The sequence below is a fragment of the Thiohalophilus thiocyanatoxydans genome, from assembly GCF_004366735.1.
Lineage (GTDB): Bacteria > Pseudomonadota > Gammaproteobacteria > UBA6429 > Thiohalophilaceae > Thiohalophilus > Thiohalophilus thiocyanatoxydans.
The window spans coordinates 54,515-71,902 of sequence record NZ_SOQX01000008.1 but is presented as its reverse complement, the minus strand read 5'-3'; the positions used below and the strand labels follow the sequence as shown (position 1 = coordinate 71,902).

Sequence of the window (17,388 nt, the reverse complement as noted above, 5' to 3'; positions counted from 1 at the left end):
GAATTACAACAATGGCAGAAACGGCATATTGGGAAGCGATCCGCCGGGCCCACGATGAAGAGATGGCGAACGATTCGATGGTCATCGCCATGGGCGAGGATATCGGCGTCGTTGGCGGGACCTACAAGGCCACCTCCGGGCTGTACGACAAGTACGGGCCGCAACGCATCATCGACACCCCCATTTCCGAGAACTCCTACACCGGGATCGGCATCGGCGCCTCCATGGCCGGCATGCGCCCGGTGATCGAGATCATGTCGATCAACTTCGCGCTGCTGGCGCTGGACACCCTGATCAACGCGGCGGCGAAAATCCGCTACATGTCCGGCGGCCAGTTACAGTGCCCGATCGTGATGCGTACCCCGGGCGGGACCGCGCATCAGCTGGCGGCCCAGCACTCAGCGCGCCTGGCACGCATGTTCATGTCCACCTCCGGCCTGCGCGTGGTCACCCCGCGCAGCCCGATGGATGCCTACGGCATGCTCAAGTCGGCCATCCGCTCCAACGATCCGGTGATCATCATCGAACACGAGCAGATGTATAACCTCAAGGAAGACATTCCCGACGAGGAGTTCTTCCGCCCGCTGGAAGGCGCCGAGATCGTGCGCGAGGGCACCGACATCACCCTGATCGGTTACAACTTCAGCGTGCACCTCTGCCTGGAAGCGGCCAAGCGCCTGGAAGCCGACGGCATCAGCGCCGAGGTGGTGGATCTGCGTGTGCTCAAGCCGATCGATCGCGAAACCATTCGCACCTCGGTGGAGAAGACCCACCGCGTGGTCGTGGCCGAGGAAGACGAGGCTCCGGTCGGCGTCGGTTCGGAGATCATCACCGGCATCATCGAGGACTGCTTCTTCGCCCTCGACTCCCAGCCCGTGCGTATCCACGCTGCCGACGTGCCGGTGCCGTACAACGCCAAGCTGGAAAAAGCCGCGATCCCCAGCGCCGACGACGTCTACCACGGCGCCCTCAAGGCGCTCGGCAAGATCTAAAAATGTAGGCCGGGTCGCGACCCGGCGGTCGGCCGGCCCGGTGGGCCGGCCCACAGCTTAAAGAATACGGAAAATCATGGCTGAACCTTATATTATAAAAATGCCCCAGCTCTCCGACACCATGACCGAAGGCGTGGTGGTCAGCTGGGAGAAGAACATCGGCGACAAGATCGAGCGCGGCGATATCGTCGCCACGGTCGAGACCGACAAGGCGATCATGGACGTGGAAGTGTTCCGCGAGGGGTATCTCTCCGGGCCGCTGCAGCCGGTGGATGCCACCATTCCGGTGGGCGAGGCGATGGGCTACCTGGTCGCCAGCGCCGACGAAGTCCAGTCCGAGGGCGAGGCCCCGGTCGCGGCCGCCGGCAGTGACAGCGGTGAACCGGCCCCGGCCGCCGAAGCTGCCGCCGAATCCGAACCGGCCCAACCCGCCGCGCCCGCCGAGCAGGCCCCGGCCGAGGACGCCTATACCATTAAAATGCCCCAGCTCTCCGACACCATGACCGAGGGCGTCATGGTCAGCTGGGAGAAGGCCATCGGCGACAAGATCGCCCGCGGCGACGTGGTCGCCCAGGTCGAGACCGACAAGGCGATCATGGACGTGGAAGTGTTCCGCGACGGCTATCTCTCCGGCCCCATGGCCGAGACCGATGCCACCATCCCGGTGGGCGAGGCGATCGCCTACCTGGTGAGCGAACCGGACCAGGTGATCGACAGCAAGAAATCCGCCAGCACGGCCGCCCCGGCGGCCGCCACTGCCGGCAAGCCCAAGTCGGAGCCGGCCGGTACCGCCAAGGCCAAGACCCGCATTGCGGCCCAGCCGCACGGCGCCACCCCGGCGCCGCGGCCGAGCAACAAGAACGCCACCCCGTACGCCCGCCAGCTGGCCGGCGCCCACGGCATCGATCTCAACAGCGTGCCGGGCAGTGGCCCGGGCGGCGCCATCGTCGCCGCCGACGTGCTCAACAGCAACATCCAGAAGTCCACCACCCAGCGCATCTACCAGGTGCCGGGCGAAGGGCGGCCGATGACGGCGATGGAAAAGGCCGTGGCGCACAACATGGAGTACTCGCTCTCCATGCCCCTGTTCCGCGTCACCAGTCACATCGATCCCGCGGCGCTCAAGACCGCCTCCAAGACCAAGGGCTTCTCGCTGACCGTGACCCTGGCCAAGGCCGCCGCGCTGGCCATCGAAAAACACCCGGTGGTCAACGCCGTCTACCAGCATGAAGATCGCATCGTCGAGCGCGAGCAGATCGACGTCGGCCTGGCGGTGGAAACCGACGGCATGGGCCTGGTGGTCCCGGTGCTGCGCGATGCCGGCAACCGCGAGGTGGCCGATCTGGCCGCCGGCTGGAAGGACCTGGTGGACCGCGCCCGCGCCCGCCGCCTCAAGCCGGATGAATACTCCAACCCGACCTTCACCATCTCCAACATGGGGATGCTGGGGGTCAGCCAGTTCGACGCGATTCCCTCGCCGGGCACCTCGGCGATCTTTGCGATTGCCACCGTCGGCCCGCAGGGCATGCCGGTCACTATCACCGCCGATCACCGCATCGTCAACGGCGCCGACGCCGCCAAGTTCCTCGCCACCTTCAAGGAGCTGGTCGAGAACCCGACCTGGCTGGATGCCGCCGCCGCGCCGGCGCCCGGTATGTCACAGACGACCTCGGCCATGGGCATGGCTGCCCCCAAAAGTGATCAGGCCAGCGAGCCGAGTTTCAAGCTGCCCGAAGGCGACTGGGACTACGACGTGGTCGTCATCGGCGGCGGCCCCGGCGGCGAGGACTGCGCCCGGGATCTCAAAGAACACGGCTACAAGGTCGCCATGATCAACGACTCGCCGTTCCCCGGCGGCGAATGCCTGTGGCGCGGCTGCATCCCCTCCAAGGCGTGGCGCGCCGCCGCCGATCGCATGCGGGATCGCGCGCATGACAAGCTGCTCGGCATCAAGGGCACTACCGATGCCAAACTGGAATGGAAGGATCTGGAAAAACACCGTCGCGGCGTGCTCGAAGAGCGCGGCAAGATGGCGCTCAACACCGACAAGGGCGTGAAGATCGACGTCATCCAGGGCTTCGCCCGCTTCGAAGACGATCACACCGTCAGTGTCGACACCGGCGGCAACCACAAAGATCCGCACACCCGCGCCGAGCCGGGTGACGGCAAGAAGACCAAAACGATCACCTTCGGTGCCGCGGTCATCGCCGCCGGGGCTCCGCCGTTCGTCCCGCCGATCCCCGGCGCCGACACCGGCGTGGACAACGGTGGCGTGCTCACCTCCGACACCGTCTGGGGCCTCAAGGACGCGCCCAAACGCCTGGGCGTGATCGGCGGCGGCGCCATCGGCGTCGAGATGGCGCAGATCTTCCAGGACTTCGGCGCCAAGGTGCTGCTGCTCGAAGGGCAGGAGCGCATCCTGGCCGAGGTCGAGCCGGAAGTGGCCAAGAACCTCACCGAGGTGCTGAACGACGACCCGCGCCTCACCATCGAGACCTCGGCCAAGGTCAAGGAGCTCAAGGGCGAGCCGGGCAAGATGAAGATCGTCTACGAAGGCTCAGACGGCAAGGACCACACCTACAGCTGCGACTACGTGATCATGGCCACCGGCAAGCGCCCGGTGCTGGATCCGCTGCAGCTGGACAAGGCCGGCATCGAAACTGATAAAGGCGTGATCACCGCCGACGCCCAGTGCCGCACCAACGTGCCGCACATCTTCGCGGTCGGGGATGTCATCGGTGGGTTAATGCTCGCTCACACCGCAGGCCAGCAGGGCCGCGTCGCCGCCATGACCATCGCCGGAGAAGCGGCAGCGTATGATCAGGCCAAGGACTCGGGCGTCATCTTCACCCGCCCGCAGGCCGCGTTCGTCGGGCTCTCCGCCGATCAGGCCAAAGAGCAGGGCATCGACGCCGCCGAGATCAAGGTGCCGATGAGCGTCGACGCCAAGGCCATGATCACCGGCGAGACCCAGGGGCTGATCAAGATCGTCGCCGAGAAAGCCAGCCACCGGGTGATCGGGGTTCACTTCCTCGCCGATCATGCCGATACCTTAATTGGTGAAGGCGTGATGATGGTTGCCGGCGAGCTGACCCTGGAACAGGTCGGCCAGGCCATCCACCCCCACCCGACCCAGACCGAGCTGTTCGGGGATCTGGCGCGGCGGCTGTCTTCACGGCTCAAGCGGAGTGAGAAGCGGGCGGCGAAGAAGAAGTAGTCCTCTCCTGTGATTCCCTCCCCTTCAAGGGGAGGGTTAGGGAGGGGTGATCAGAACACCAACCCCCCACACCTGTAGTACGAAGGGACGCTTATGCGTCCCTTTTTGTTTTCTCACTCCCGTCATTCCGGCGGAGGCCGGAATCCAGTCTCAATATCCCTCGAAATCCCACAAATTATGTCTAGAATTAGGGAGTACCCTGATTTAAATCGTGGTTTGGGTGGGGTAGGGTTTGAACTCTACTAAATTGTTTTTGATTGTGGCGCACCTAGATTAATCAACGAAAGCGAGATGTCAGATGTGTATTTGTATCTAGATGATTATTGAGTTTGGCACAAAAAAATAAACGTAAATTTTAGTATTTGGAAAATATTTTGACCGAGAATAATTCAGAACCTAATTGGAAACAACTAGAGCTACTCATTGCTGAGATACAAAAGCAGTTAGCGCCAGATGCAGTTGTAAGCCACAATGTAAGATTGCCAGGTAACCTAAGTGAGACTGAAAGACAAATAGATGTCTTAGTAGAGCAAAATATTGGTCAATACACTATGCGAATAGTTGTTGACTGTAAAGACTATGGTAAACCTGTGGACGTAAAAGGGATAGAAGAATTTCATGGTTTGGTAAAGGATGTGGGAGCTCAGAAAGGAGCTCTTGTATGCCCCAGAGGTTTTTCTGAGGCGGCCAAAACTCGTGCTAAAAAACTTGAAATTGAATTGTATAGTCCAGTCGATACAGAGCCGCATAAATGGACAGCCAAAGTTTCGGCTCCTGTATTATGTGATGTTAGAACTACTTACATGTCATTTGGGATAAGTATTTCAGTCCCAAAGCCATTTGCTATGCAGATGGATTTTTGTAATTTGCCAATTTTTGATTCAAATAAAGAAAAGATAGGAATAATCGCAGAATTAGCGCAGCAAAATTGGGATCTGGAAAGATATCCGACAGATCCTGGTTTGCATGAAAACTTACCTGTTGTTTTCAATGGTATGACTTTGATGGATAACGGTTATGGTGAGCTAATAGAAGTAACATTAACTGTTAACCTTAAAGTAGAAGGCAAGTATTATTATGGGCATCTTCCCATTGAAAATATTAGAGGACTCAAAGACGAGAAAACTGGTGAGGTGGTTACTAATGCGTTTACAACTGGCGAACTAGATTTCGAAACAGTCCAATGCGAATGGGATGAAGTTGAGGATGGACAGGATTTGCCAGTAAAACCATTATTGATGGTTATTGGCTTAGATTGCTATGGATACGGTACCTAAATAATTATTTGTATATACGGAAAACGGGTCAAAGAAAAACTATTTATAATATTATAGAAGCCGTTCTCTTATCCCAATTTTATAAAAAGGCATGGCTAGTATGGATTTGTCAAATGCATGGATAAACGGTAGAGCTCTGAATGAATCACTTAAGGCGACAAAAGTTGATTATAATTTACGAAAGTTTAGTTTGACTGATCGGGTTAAATTGTATTTTCCGCGAGATAATATTGCATTAGGTGTTGAGCTAGAAAATGCAACTCCGTTCATTGTTGAGAGTAATTTCTTTATAACTGTGCATGACTTGGATTCACCATCCAAAACCATTGATTTTAGTAATATTCGTTTCACAAAAGATGCACTAAATAGCGCAATTGCAATAATGAGTTATGATGAAAAAACTAAACATGTCGAAAACCTAGGTAAGAGTTCTAACTTTAAAGATTTGTCGAAAACCTTATATTTCTCGGAGTGTGTTTGCGATTGGGGGAGAGGCCAGAGAGTATGGGCTAATCTAAACAGGCATCATTCATCTTCAGTGTTAGGCCAATTGCTAAGCAAATGGTTGTTGTCTGTTAAAGCTAGATATGGAGATCTCTATGCAATAACGTTAGGTACAAATATCAAAGGACTGGGTGTCTCATTTGCCAGCAAACACTTGCGACACCTGAAACCCGAGAAATTCCCTGTTCTTGATAGTGTGTTGCACCAAGGACTGGGATATGCTCTAAATTCAGCCGGCTATAATCTGTTGATTAGCGATCTTAGCAGGCTAAAAAATGAGAATAGCCTTCCCTATCGTATCGCCGATATTGAATCTGGTATCTTCTATCTTACAAGACAGTTAGTTCGGTCGAAGGAAAAGGGGACGTAGGGATTAAATTTTGACCAATACAGTAAAGACGAGGAGACTGGTTAAAAAATAATCCCTACGTCCCCTTTTACCAGTTTTTCTCACTCCCGTCATTCCGGCGGAGGCCGGAATCCAGTCTCAATTTCCCTCGAAATTCCGCCAATTATGTCTAGGATTAGGGAATACCCTGATTTTCATCGTGGATTGGGTGGGGTAGGGTTGGTAGGAATAAACTAATAAGTTAGTTAATAAAATGGAGGGGTTATGGGGTTTGAGTCAGTTAGAAGAAGAGGTCGCGTTTGGGAAGATGCTAAGAAATTAGATTCGGTTATTAAAAAATTTCCTTTTGCTACATCCGGGTCGAATGAGAGTGCCTTCGAGAGAGGTTTTGCAACATCATTGATGGCTAACCAAGATATGTATGACTGCAAGGTTATTACCCAAATTGGTAGAGATTCATCTGTTGAGAGCGTCTACTGTTTTGGTAAGAAACACAGACCAGATATGACATTGGATACTAATGGTATAGCTATTGAGTTGAAATTTATCACTTATTCTGGCCTGAAAGACGCAATTGGGCAAGGTCATTTGTATAGGCTGAAATATAAGTTTGTATTTTTAGTTTTGATAATAAGTGAAGAAAGGAAAGCAGTTTATGAAGAAATTGAGAACGGGCAGGAGAAAGACCTTGATGATACGTTAAGTTATTTGGCAGACAATATGAATATATTTACATACATCGTACCATCATTTTCAATTAAGCATCCTGGAGTGAGAAAAGTTATTTCATTCTTTCCTGAGGAGAAAAAAGAAAAGTCTCACCCTGCTGATCAAGATGCAGAAGAACCGAGGTCAGAGCACAATTAATTGAAGTTTTAGAGGAAACTGTATTCTTACCCAATTATTTTTCTCCTGTCGAAAGCAAAAGGCAAGGCTTTCCCTGTTAGTATTCTATTGGTAGAGTTTTGCGATCAATAAGATAGATACAAGGATTAACGTTGAAAATAACAAAAATATCGATAGAACGATTTAAAAAAATAAATGAAGCTGCAATAGACCTATCACCAATTAATATCCTAGTTGGGGGGGAATAATGCTGGGAAAAGTAGCATATTAGAAGGGATCCACTTTTCAGTGGTGGCATCGGTAATATCGAGATTATCGGATACAAAAACATTCACTCAAGATAGTCTGCCATTTTGCCCGACAAGAGAATTTGTAAACCTCCGTCATGGCGGTCCTTATAAAAACCAGTCTAATTTTGGCTACCTAAGAGTTTCCGCTGAGGATGGTGGCAACGAACTTCATAGTGATATAAAAATATATCGAGGTAGGAACGAAGGTAATGTTGGGTGTGAAGTATCTGGGTCAGTAGCTTTGAGACAGATAATTGCTGGGGATAAAAAGCCTTTTTCTGTCTATGTTCCTGGTTTATCTGGAATACCCCAGGTCGAAGAGTATAGGACGGAAAGCATTGTACGTAGAGGTGTTGCAAGTGGCGAAGCCAACCTTTACTTAAGAAACGTTATGTTTCTTATAAAAGAGAAAAACCGATTAAATGAGCTAATAAAGTTAGTTAGAAATATATTTCCAGCGATTTCGTTGTTTGTGTCTTTTGATCCTGTCAAAGATTTGCATATAGATGTAAGGGTTTCCGTGACAGGGATGAGCGGAAAGCGTATACCTCTCGAGTTGGTTGGAACGGGTGTTCAGCAAGCATTGCAGATTTTGTCATATGTCGTTTTGTTTAGGCCTTTCGTTTTATTGCTGGATGAGCCTGACTCACACCTGCATCCAGATAATCAAGGGCTGCTTGCCAAGATAATGTTGGCAATTGCCTCGGAAACGGAAACTAACATAATTGCGACCACTCACAAATTAAAGGGGTCAAAGCCCTTTACAGAACAACCTGGACTGGCTAATTTCCATTTATGACAATCAAGGAGGCAAGGATGCCCCGCAAACCCCGCTTTTTTCTCCCGGATGTTCCCGTTCATGTCGTTCAGCGTGGCCACAGTCGTGAGCCGGTGTTTTTCGAGGACGGCGATTATCTGGCTTACCGTCACTGGTTGCTCGAGGCAGTCCGACGATATAGTTGTGAAATCAAAGGGGTCAAAGCCCTTTACAAATCAAAGGGGTCAAAGCCCTTTACAGAACGACCTGGACTGGCTAATTTCTATTTATAACAATTCAAGGAGGCAAGGATGCCCCGCAAACCCCGCTTTTTTCTCCCGGATGTTCCCGTTCATGTTGTCCAGCGCGGCCACAGTCGTGAGCCGGTGTTTTTCGAGGACGGCGATTATCTGGCTTACCGTCACTGGTTGCTCGAGGCAGTCCGACGATATAGTTGTGCGGTCCATGCCTATGTGCTGATGACCAATCATGTGCATATTCTCGTTACGCCCCAGGACAAGTTCGGAGTAAGTCGGATGATGCAGTACGTCGGACGGCGTTATGTGCCCTATATCAACTACTCGTATGGCACCAGTGGCAGTATCTGGGAAGGCCGGTTCAAGGCTTCGATGGTCCACGACGAAGAATACTTGTTGACCTGTATGCGCTATATCGAGCTTAACCCGGTTCGAGCCAACATGGTCACTACACCGGGACAGTATCGCTGGAGTAGCTATCGGGTAAATGCCCAGGGCAAGGTTGACCAGTTGATTACGCCTCATTCTTTGTATTTAAGAATGGGTAAGACAGAGGCCAGCCGTCTATCTGCCTACAAGTCTCTATTTCAGGCGCATATTGATGACGATGCGCTTAAGGATATCCGAGCCGCCTGGCAGACCGGGACACCGCTGGGAAATGACTATTTCAAGGAAAAGATCGAGCGTAAGTTGAAGACCAAGGTCGGGCAGGCACGACGCGGACGTCCGAAAAGGGCTTTGACCCCTTAAGAATCAGTCGCCCGCTTAAAACGGAAACTGGAGCGGGTCACGGACGAACGCGACATTCTAAAAAAGCCGCGCGGTACTTTGCCAGGGAAACCGCAACCCCTTTAGGGTCAGTGTAAAACTCTGTGTCAGTCAGTCGCTATTTATTGTTACACTGACCCTGAATATCCGTAAGACGAAGGATGGGTGGGGTATGGGGACCCGGCAGGAATACAATAAACTCAGGTTCATCGGACTTTTCATCGGCACCGCTATTATCGGCCTGGTGCTGATTCTGATTGCTGTCTACAACGCTTCCCGTGAACTGGTGATCGTGAAAGAGATAAACACACTGCACGATATATTGAGCGAGAGGCGGGACGCGAATGCGTTCCCGAACATCAAGGCTCTCGCGGCAGATGAATATACAGTAGGGCATCTGTCCGGCAAGGACACCATAGCGGTGCCCGGTGTTCCGAGTGAAGTTAGCCGGACGCAGTTGGAAGCATCGCGCCTCAATGAGCAAGGGGGCTATCTCGAGATTGATGGTACTATCATCACCTGGGCATCGTCGGCGATTATGTCTGGCGGTGACGGGCTGCTTGTTGCCCATCGACACCGCCCACCGGATATCTCTACTCTGTTCGGGGTCTACCGGAACCGGTTGATTATTCCCGCCGTGTTTTATATCTGGGCGACCGTATGGACCTCGTTTATCCTGAATAATCTTGTGAGCCGTCTCCGCGCCCAGAAGGCGAAACTGGAGCGTATGGCCTGGTATGACACGCTGACCGGGCTACCCAACCGCAATCTTATGTTCCAGCGCCTGGATGAGTTGATCCATCGCGAGAAAAAGGAGAACACCACGCTGACTCTGGCTGTGGTCGACCTGGATGGCTTTAAACAGGTGAACGATAACTTCGGTCACCACGCCGGTGACGAACTGCTGCGTGAGGTCGCCAACCGCTTTACCCATTTAGTACGACATGACGATCTGGTGGCCCGGACCGGGGGCGACGAATTCGTCCTGTTGCTTACCGATCAGGATCCCCGTGTCTGCGAGGCAATTTGCGAACGTATTCTCGAAGCCCTCTCCGAACCCTACACTCTCACAACGCAAACCACCCGAATCGGAGCGAGCCTGGGGCTCGCCTGCTACCCCCGTGACGGGCGCGATATCACCGAGCTCACTCGCAAGGCCGACGAGGCCATGTACCAGGCGAAGCGCTCCGGCGGTGGCATTGTCTGTTATAGTGGCGATGATCCAATCCCGGCAGGAGTGTAAGAAGCAATGAAGATTAACAAAAATATGGGCGTGGCCGACCGCTGGTTCCGCAGCGCGATGGGCGTTGGCCTTATCTACCTGGGCCCGCTCTCTGATGTGTTGACATCCGATCCCATGTCCGGTGCGTTGTTGGCTGTGGTGGGTGTGTTGACGGTAGGTTCGGCAGCCATAGGCTACTGCCCGCTGTATCACATCGCCGGTTTCTGTACCTACCGTTCCCCCGAAATGAAAGCGAACTCACCGGGTGAAGAGGACTGAGCTGCCATGGACCGTCTACACGGGTGGCGTAAACTGCCTGAGTTCGGTGCATGAAAAGGCAGAAATCGGGGGCATAGCACAGCAGGTGCTAATATTAGAGAAATCTGTTCTCTGACCCCGTTATACTAAATTTATTTTCATCACGGCAGGACGCCGTGACCACAATGCAAAAGGAGTTTGCTGTGCCCCGAATACCCCGTATGTATCTGTCCGGAATGCCCTGTCAGGTCATCCAGCGCGGGAACAACCGCGACATCTGATTCTATGCCGAACAGGACTATCAGTTTTACCTTGAATGCTTGCAGGACGCCTGCCGGCGCTACCGTGTGGCTGTCCATGCCTATGTCCTGATGACCCACCCTGTGCATCTGCTCATGACGCCCGATGATACCGAAGGCATCTCCCGGGTCATGCAATCGGTGGGGCACCGGTACGTTCAATACATCAATTTCGAATACCAGCGCAGCGGGACTTTCTGGCAAAGACGACACAAGGCCGGTCTGGTCGATTGTGAAGGCTGGCTGTTCACCTGTATGCGCTATATTGAGTTCAATCCGGTGTGAGTCAATAGGGTTACACATCCTGATCACTATCGATGGTCCCTTATCAGGTCAATGGCCAGGGTGAACCCGGCGCGCTGATTATTCCCGCACGCGCTGTACCTGGGGACGGGGCCGGGTGGCCGAGAGCGGAAATGGGTTTGTCGCGATCTGTTCGAAGATCTACAGGCTGCTGTCGATATTCTTGCAATTCTGGATTCGGCCCAATTCTCTTTAGCGTTGGCAATGATCGAGTCAAATAAAAAATTGAAACGGCTTTGCTCCGTTCGACAAGATATACGAAGAAAAACCGGCTGGCGTCAGGGAAGAGGGTAATCTATCTTTCATTATTAGTATGAGATAGACATGTTAATGACGCTTTTATCGTATTGAATTGAGTCAGGGGGCAATGCTGGTATGGTGAAAAATATCTTCGTTGTCGGTGCCGACGAGTTCAACTGCAAGTTGCTTGAAAAAATTCATGGGAAAAATAGCTATGAATTTCATAACCTCCTCACTTTTGATGAGGTCAAGGGGGTTGATAAGTATCCTTCTTTCGATGGTCTCATCGAGCAAGCCGAATTTTTGCTTGGCCAGTTTGAAGGTACTATTGACGCTATAGTCGGATACTGGGATTTTCCGGTCAACTCCATGGTGTCTATCCTGTCGGCGAGACATAACCTGCTATCACCTTCGCTGGAGAGCGAGCTCAAATGTGATCACAAATATTGGAGTCGTTGCGAGCAAAAAAAGGTCATCCCCAGGCATACGCCGGATTTTGAGCCGGTCGATCCCTTTGATCAAGATGCGGCAGAAAATATCCAGATGGCCTTTCCATTCTGGATTAAACCCGTTAAATCAACGGATTCATTTCTGGCATTCCGTGTTGACGATCGCCAGGAACTGGATGAGGCGCTGGGGAAGATCAGGGACAAGATCGCCTATATAGGCGTTCCTTTCAATGAATTGCTGGCCCATGTGACCCTGCCTGACTATGTCAGGGAAGTAGAAGGGCACCACTGCATTATCGAGAAGGTGATCTCAGGCCACCAATGTACGGTTGAGGGTAATGCGTACGAGGGTGAGATAAATTCTCATGGCATAATCGATTCGTTCAACTATCCGGGAAGTTTCTCTTTTTTTCGCTATGAATATCCCTCGCAGATCCCGGATGAGATTAAAGATGCCATGGTTGAGACATCCCGGACGATCATGTCACATATCGGCTTTGACAACGGCGCTTTCAATATCGAATATTTTTACGATATGAATACAGGCCAATATGCATTGCTTGAGATAAATCCCCGGATTTCGCAGTCTCACAGTGAAATGTTTCAATTCGTCGATGGCACCTCAAATCATCAGATTATGGTGGATCTGGCCCTCGGGAATAAGCCGGATTTCAGGTCTGGTGCCGGCCAGTTTGATTGTGCTGCCAAGTTTTATTTACGTCGCTTCGCGGATGGAAAGGTAAGCCGGGTTCCCTATGCCGAGGAACTTGACCAAATACGCGCATCTATCCCCGGGATTGATATTGAGGTCAATGTTGAAAAAGGTACGCAATTGTCCAGAATGATTGAGCAGGATAGCTACAGCTTTGACCTGGCAAACATCTATGTTGGTGCCGGTGAAACCCGGGAATTGCTGGAAAAGTTCCGCAAGGTGGTCGAGGTTATACCGATTGAGATCGAAGGTGAAGACAGTCGCGATTGGAAGCAGGCCGCGCTAAGGGCAAGCCGAGAAATAGTTTTTATCAGCGATCTCTTCGCCAGTAAAGCGGGACGGTGAGAAACAATTCTTATTTGTAATTAGCCAATGGTCGTGCTGAATTTAAAGCCATTCCTTCGGGACACATTGACTGCAATGTAAAAGGCGCTTGTCATGCCCCGAAACCCCCGCATGTGTCGGGCAGGGTGCCCTTCCATGTCAGCCGCCGCGATAGCACTCACGACGCCTGTTTCTGCGCCGAACAGGACTCTCAGTTCTATCTTGTGTATTTTCCGGATGCCTGCCATCGGCACCGTGTGGTCGTTCACGCCTATCGCCTGGTAGCAACTATCCTCGCTTTCTTATCACTTCCCCTGCATTACTTTTTTTTATTAGGCGAATAGCTGGGAATACCCTGACTTAGAAAATATCTTTTCTCTGTCCGACAGACGAAGTAAGATTTTCATTAAGTCCGCAATATGATGATGGACCAAATAATAGCCATGCAAATAAATGGCTGAGGTGAGACTGCCGAACGACGGACAGATAAACCGGGAAGGATACCTGGCTCTGTCTGATCGGCTTCTTGATAAAAGGAGAGTGGATATGGATCATCGGCATGGTGAACGTGTTCGGGCTTTGGCCCTGGTTCGTGTTTGTCATAGTGATCGTTCAGGCGAATATTGGGCCGGGTTGTTATATAATGTCAGTCAGGATGGCATGTTCGTGCTAAGTAATATGCGTCCGGCGCTCAATGCAAGCCTCGATGTATATATTCAGTTCGCCGATAATCGTATTAATGTCTGCCTGCCGGGGCAGGTCGTACATGCCTGTGACCATGGGTTTGGTTTGATATTTCGTCAGGTAAACAAGAAAAACCGGTGGTTGATAAGAGTCTTACAGGAGAATCAGCGAACAAAGGGAATCGGGTGGTCGATTGAGGATCGCCATGAATCCCGGGGATTGAGCAAGGCCAGCGCATAGTCTTTTAACAAGAAAAGGATTGGCCACAAATATAATCATCTTCACTTGTCAGGCTGTTACGCTGGACTTTATACAGCATCGCAGGATTCGGTTAAGACAAAGCAAAAAAGACTTTGCCATGCCCTGAAAACCCGTGTGTATCTGGCAGGGTAGCCTGCCTCGTCACCAGCACGGTTATATCCCGAAGTCTGTTTCTGCGCTGAACAGAACTATCTTGCGTACTTGCAGGATGTCTGCCGACGATATGTGGAAAAGTCGGAATCTGAGAGCAATTGTTGCTAATATTAGAGAAAGCTGTGCTTTGACCCGCTTTTGCCGGTTTTTTATGCGGTGCTTTTCGGCTACTCTCGGAACAGGTGGGACGCCTGTCAGGAAACGGAGTGAGCATGTTGCGAAGTCTTGTTGAAACCTACCCGGAGCTGGCGGCTGTTCTGGTGCTCGTGCTGGGTGTGATTGTCGGCAAGCTGGCCGAGGTGGCTGTGCGGCGATTGTTCCTTGTCGGCGACAGGCTAATCAGCCGCTTTTCCGGTCGCAGCAACTATGTGGTTTCCCCGCTCTTTCAGCAGGCTTTAGCCTTGCTGGTCTTTGCCACGGTCCTGGTGCTGGCGGCGGTGATCGCCGTGCGTTTGCTGAACATTCCCCAGCTGACTGCCTGGCTGGACATGTTGTTTGATTATCTGCCGCGTTTTGTACTGGGTCTGGTGATCATCGGTATGGGGAATGTCGTCGGTGCCCTGTTGCGCAACATTACCGCCGGGATGATTGCCCAGGGTGACGGCAATGCCCTGCTGCCCCGGCTGGTGCATGCCGCGGTTGTGGCGGTGGCGGTGATTACCGGCCTGCAGCAACTGGGTATTGATATCTCGTTTATTACCCAGCTTTCTTTGATCATCCTGGCCTCGCTGCTGGGCGGCCTTTCAATTGCCTTTGCGCTCGGAGCCCGGCAATACGTTGCGAACCTGGTGGCCCAGCCGGAACTGACCCGTTATGCCATCGGTGACCGCCTGCGCATCGACGCTGACGAGGGCGTGATTGTGGAGGTTTACCGGACCGGGCTGACACTGGAGACGGATGAAGGCCTGGTCTCCATTCCCGCTGCCCGCCTGGCCCGCGGCCGGGTTGTCCGGATCACCCCCGGACCGGTGTCGGAAAGCTGAGATCATGGCCGCTATCCACCCATTGAAACTGGCCTATGCCCGCGAGTACCCGGGCGAACTGGCCAGCTTTCTCGCTACCCGGGGCAGCGGGGCCGTATTGCAGGCAGTGGCCGATCTGCCACCGGAAACGGCCGCGCCGCTGGTGGCCAGGCTGCCCCATCACCACGCTCTGGCGGTGCTGGGGGAACAGGATGATGAGACCCTGATCCACTGGCTAAGTGTGGCGGGCGTCGATCATGCCCTCGCTCTGCTGCTGCACATTGAGGCGTCCCGACGACCGCGAATTCTGCAAGGGCTCCCGGGCCGGCGCATGCGGCGCACACTGGAAAGGCTGGTCGTTTATCCGCCGGACAAGGTCGGCGCGCTGGCGGACCCCTCCGCGATGCAACTGAATGTCGGCATGCTGGTGCCCGACGCCGTGGCCCTGTTACGCGAGCATGCCCCCGACCCGGCGCAACCGGTCTGGCTGGTGGATGATGGCGGCAGCTATCTCGGTCGGCTGGATCTCGGCGGGGCATTGATGGCCCGGACCGATACCGCGACATTGTCCGCGTTCCTGATTCCGGTCGAGTCGCTGCGGGCGGAAACCCGCCTGGCCAATGCCCGTGATTTTCCGGCGTGGATGCGGCACACGACACTGCCGGTCACCGATCATCTTGATCACCTGCTCGGGAGTCTCTCCCGGGAAGCGTTGATGGCGGCGCTGGCGGGCGGCAACGCCACGGAAAACAGCCTTGGCCAGAGTATGAACGAGCTGACCGGGCAGTACTTTCGGGTGATGGGGATCTGTCTCGGGGCACTGTTCGGTTCACGAGGGAAATGAGCATGGCAGCGTCGCCCGATATCGAACACAGCATCCCCAACGAATACCTGCGCCGCCATCCGGTCGCCGCCGCCGGCCAGATTGAAGATATGCCGGACAGGGCGCTTGGCGACGCGCTGCACGGCGTGGACAGTGCCGCCCTGAGCGTGACTATGGAATACCTCAGCCCGGTCAAGGCGCTGACGGTGTTCGCCCTGTTGCCCCATTCGCAGCAGCTCGAGGTGCTCGACCAGGCGCCGCCCCGGCTCGCCGTCACCCTGCTGACCCAGTTAGCGGACGCGGATCGCGACAGTCTGCTCGCGGAACTGCGCCCGGTCAGCCGTGACGATCTGAAACGGCTGCTCTCGTTTCCCGAAGATTCCGCCGGTCGGCTGATGAGCACCGCCTTTGTGACGGCCCGGGCCGAGATGACAGTCGAGCAGGCGCTGAAAAGGCTGCAGCAATCGGCCATCCGCGGTGCCCGCTCCCTGTTCGTGGTGACCGGCGACGGCCGCCTGGATGGTCGCGTGGACATTCAGGACCTGGCACTGGCCACACCGGAGCAGACCCTTGCCACCCTGGTGGCCCCGGTCCAGGAAGCCGTCGGCACCCGGACCAACCGGGAAGAACTGGTGGAGTTGCTGGATCGATCCCGCCAGGATTCGGTCCCCGTGGTGGACGCCGAGGGGCGCCTGATGGGGGTGGTCCGTTACCGCAGTTTGTTTCATGCCATTGAGGATGTCGCGACCGCCGACTTGCAGAAAATGGTCGGTGTCAGCCCGGAAGAACGGGCCCTGTCGACCCCCGGGTTCGCCATCCGCCGCCGGCTTCCCTGGCTGCATATCAACCTGCTGACCGCCTTTCTTGCGGCCTTCGTGGTTGGTCTGTTCGAGAACCTCATCGCCCAGTTCACCGCTCTGGCGATCCTCCTGCCGGTGGTGGCCGGTCAATCCGGCAACGCCGGTGCGCAGGCGCTGGCGGTCACCATGCGCGGGCTGTTTCTGCGGGAGGTGGGAATACGCCAGTGGCGTGCCGTACTCGGCAAGGAAGTGGTGGTCGGCCTGATCAACGGCCTGGTACTGGCAGTGACCTGCGGCCTGGCCGTCTTTGTCTGGAGCAGCAGTGTCGGCCTGGCCCTGGTGATCGCGCTGGCGATGATCATGTCCATGCTCGCCGCCGGCGTCGCCGGCTCGCTGGTGCCGATCATCCTCACCCGCCTCGGTCAGGATCCGGCTACCGCCTCCTCGATCATCCTCACCACGATTACCGATGTCGCCGGCTTCTTCTCCTTTCTGGGTACCGCGCTGCTGCTTTCTTTTATGCTTTAGCGACAGACGCGGGTTGCCTGGGGGCAGACCACGATGTTTGGTTTTGGCTCAAATATAAACTAACTGATTAGTTCCGGACACGGCGGTCCAGGCTGCCGCGTTACGCCCGGCTC

At 54.0% G+C, this 17,388-nt stretch carries 16 protein-coding genes; 15 read left to right on the top strand and 1 reads right to left on the bottom strand.

The genetic code is table 11. From position 1 onward, the window contains the following. The first annotated feature begins 11 nt into the window (after positions 1-11). The 9 genes from EDC23_RS12520 to EDC23_RS12475 all read left to right on the top strand — a co-directional run bounded on the left by EDC23_RS12520 (position 12) and on the right by EDC23_RS12475 (position 10,758). Positions 12-992, top strand: a complete 981-nt coding sequence (locus EDC23_RS12520) for an alpha-ketoacid dehydrogenase subunit beta (RefSeq protein WP_134085074.1) — start codon at positions 12-14, stop codon at positions 990-992. Between the two features lie 76 nt (positions 993-1,068). After that, positions 1,069-4,209 (top strand): FAD-dependent oxidoreductase, encoded by a 3,141-nt coding sequence (locus EDC23_RS12515; protein ID WP_134085073.1) that lies wholly within the window; start codon positions 1,069-1,071, stop codon positions 4,207-4,209. A gap of 374 nt (positions 4,210-4,583) precedes the next feature. After that, positions 4,584-5,486 carry a restriction endonuclease gene (locus EDC23_RS12510; protein WP_166668872.1) on the top strand — a complete coding sequence of 301 codons (903 nt, stop codon included), beginning with the start codon at positions 4,584-4,586 and terminating at the stop codon, positions 5,484-5,486. A 100-nt stretch (positions 5,487-5,586) separates the two neighbouring features. Continuing rightward, positions 5,587-6,360 (top strand): hypothetical protein, encoded by a 774-nt coding sequence (locus EDC23_RS12505; RefSeq protein ID WP_134085071.1) that lies wholly within the window; start codon positions 5,587-5,589, stop codon positions 6,358-6,360. A 243-nt stretch (positions 6,361-6,603) separates the two neighbouring features. Beyond that, positions 6,604-7,206 (top strand): hypothetical protein, encoded by a 603-nt coding sequence (locus EDC23_RS12500; protein ID WP_134085070.1) that lies wholly within the window; start codon positions 6,604-6,606, stop codon positions 7,204-7,206. Between the two features lie 267 nt (positions 7,207-7,473). After that, positions 7,474-8,274, top strand: coding sequence for an AAA family ATPase (locus EDC23_RS12495; protein WP_134085069.1), 801 nt, complete (start codon positions 7,474-7,476; stop codon positions 8,272-8,274). 269 nt (positions 8,275-8,543) lie between these two features. Next, entirely contained in the window at positions 8,544-9,239 is a 696-nt protein-coding gene (locus EDC23_RS12485; protein ID WP_134085067.1) for a transposase, read from the top strand. A gap of 190 nt (positions 9,240-9,429) precedes the next feature. After that, entirely contained in the window at positions 9,430-10,500 is a 1,071-nt protein-coding gene (locus tag EDC23_RS12480) for a GGDEF domain-containing protein (protein WP_134085066.1), read from the top strand. Positions 10,501-10,506: 6 nt separating this feature from the next. Beyond that, positions 10,507-10,758, top strand: coding sequence for a YgaP family membrane protein (locus EDC23_RS12475; RefSeq protein WP_134085065.1), 252 nt, complete (start codon positions 10,507-10,509; stop codon positions 10,756-10,758). 140 nt (positions 10,759-10,898) lie between these two features. On the opposite strand, the gene EDC23_RS14175 is transcribed toward EDC23_RS12475, so the two are convergent. Continuing rightward, positions 10,899-11,096: a hypothetical protein gene (locus tag EDC23_RS14175; RefSeq protein ID WP_166668866.1), complete on the bottom strand. Its 198-nt coding sequence runs from the start codon at positions 11,094-11,096 to the stop codon at positions 10,899-10,901. On the opposite strand from EDC23_RS14175, the gene EDC23_RS12470 reads away from it, so the two are divergent. The 6 genes from EDC23_RS12470 (at position 11,085) to EDC23_RS12445 (ending at position 17,275) form a co-directional block, all read left to right on the top strand. Next, entirely contained in the window at positions 11,085-11,321 is a 237-nt protein-coding gene (locus EDC23_RS12470; RefSeq protein WP_243830787.1) for a transposase, read from the top strand. The genes EDC23_RS14175 and EDC23_RS12470 overlap by 12 nt on opposite strands. 393 nt (positions 11,322-11,714) lie before the next feature. Continuing rightward, positions 11,715-13,085, top strand: a complete 1,371-nt coding sequence (locus EDC23_RS12465; RefSeq protein WP_134085063.1) for an ATP-grasp domain-containing protein — start codon at positions 11,715-11,717, stop codon at positions 13,083-13,085. Positions 13,086-13,610: 525 nt separating this feature from the next. Further along, the gene (locus tag EDC23_RS12460) at positions 13,611-13,988 is read left to right on the top strand and encodes a PilZ domain-containing protein (protein ID WP_166668871.1); all 378 of its coding nucleotides are present in this window, start codon (positions 13,611-13,613) and stop codon (positions 13,986-13,988) included. Positions 13,989-14,374: 386 nt separating this feature from the next. Beyond that, complete coding sequence (locus EDC23_RS12455; protein WP_134085060.1) at positions 14,375-15,145, top strand: mechanosensitive ion channel; 771 nt, start codon at positions 14,375-14,377, stop codon at positions 15,143-15,145. A gap of 4 nt (positions 15,146-15,149) precedes the next feature. Next, entirely contained in the window at positions 15,150-15,968 is an 819-nt protein-coding gene (locus tag EDC23_RS12450) for a magnesium transporter (protein ID WP_134085059.1), read from the top strand. 2 nt (positions 15,969-15,970) lie between these two features. Then, complete coding sequence (locus EDC23_RS12445; protein ID WP_166668870.1) at positions 15,971-17,275, top strand: magnesium transporter; 1,305 nt, start codon at positions 15,971-15,973, stop codon at positions 17,273-17,275. Positions 17,276-17,388: the final 113 nt, after the last annotated feature.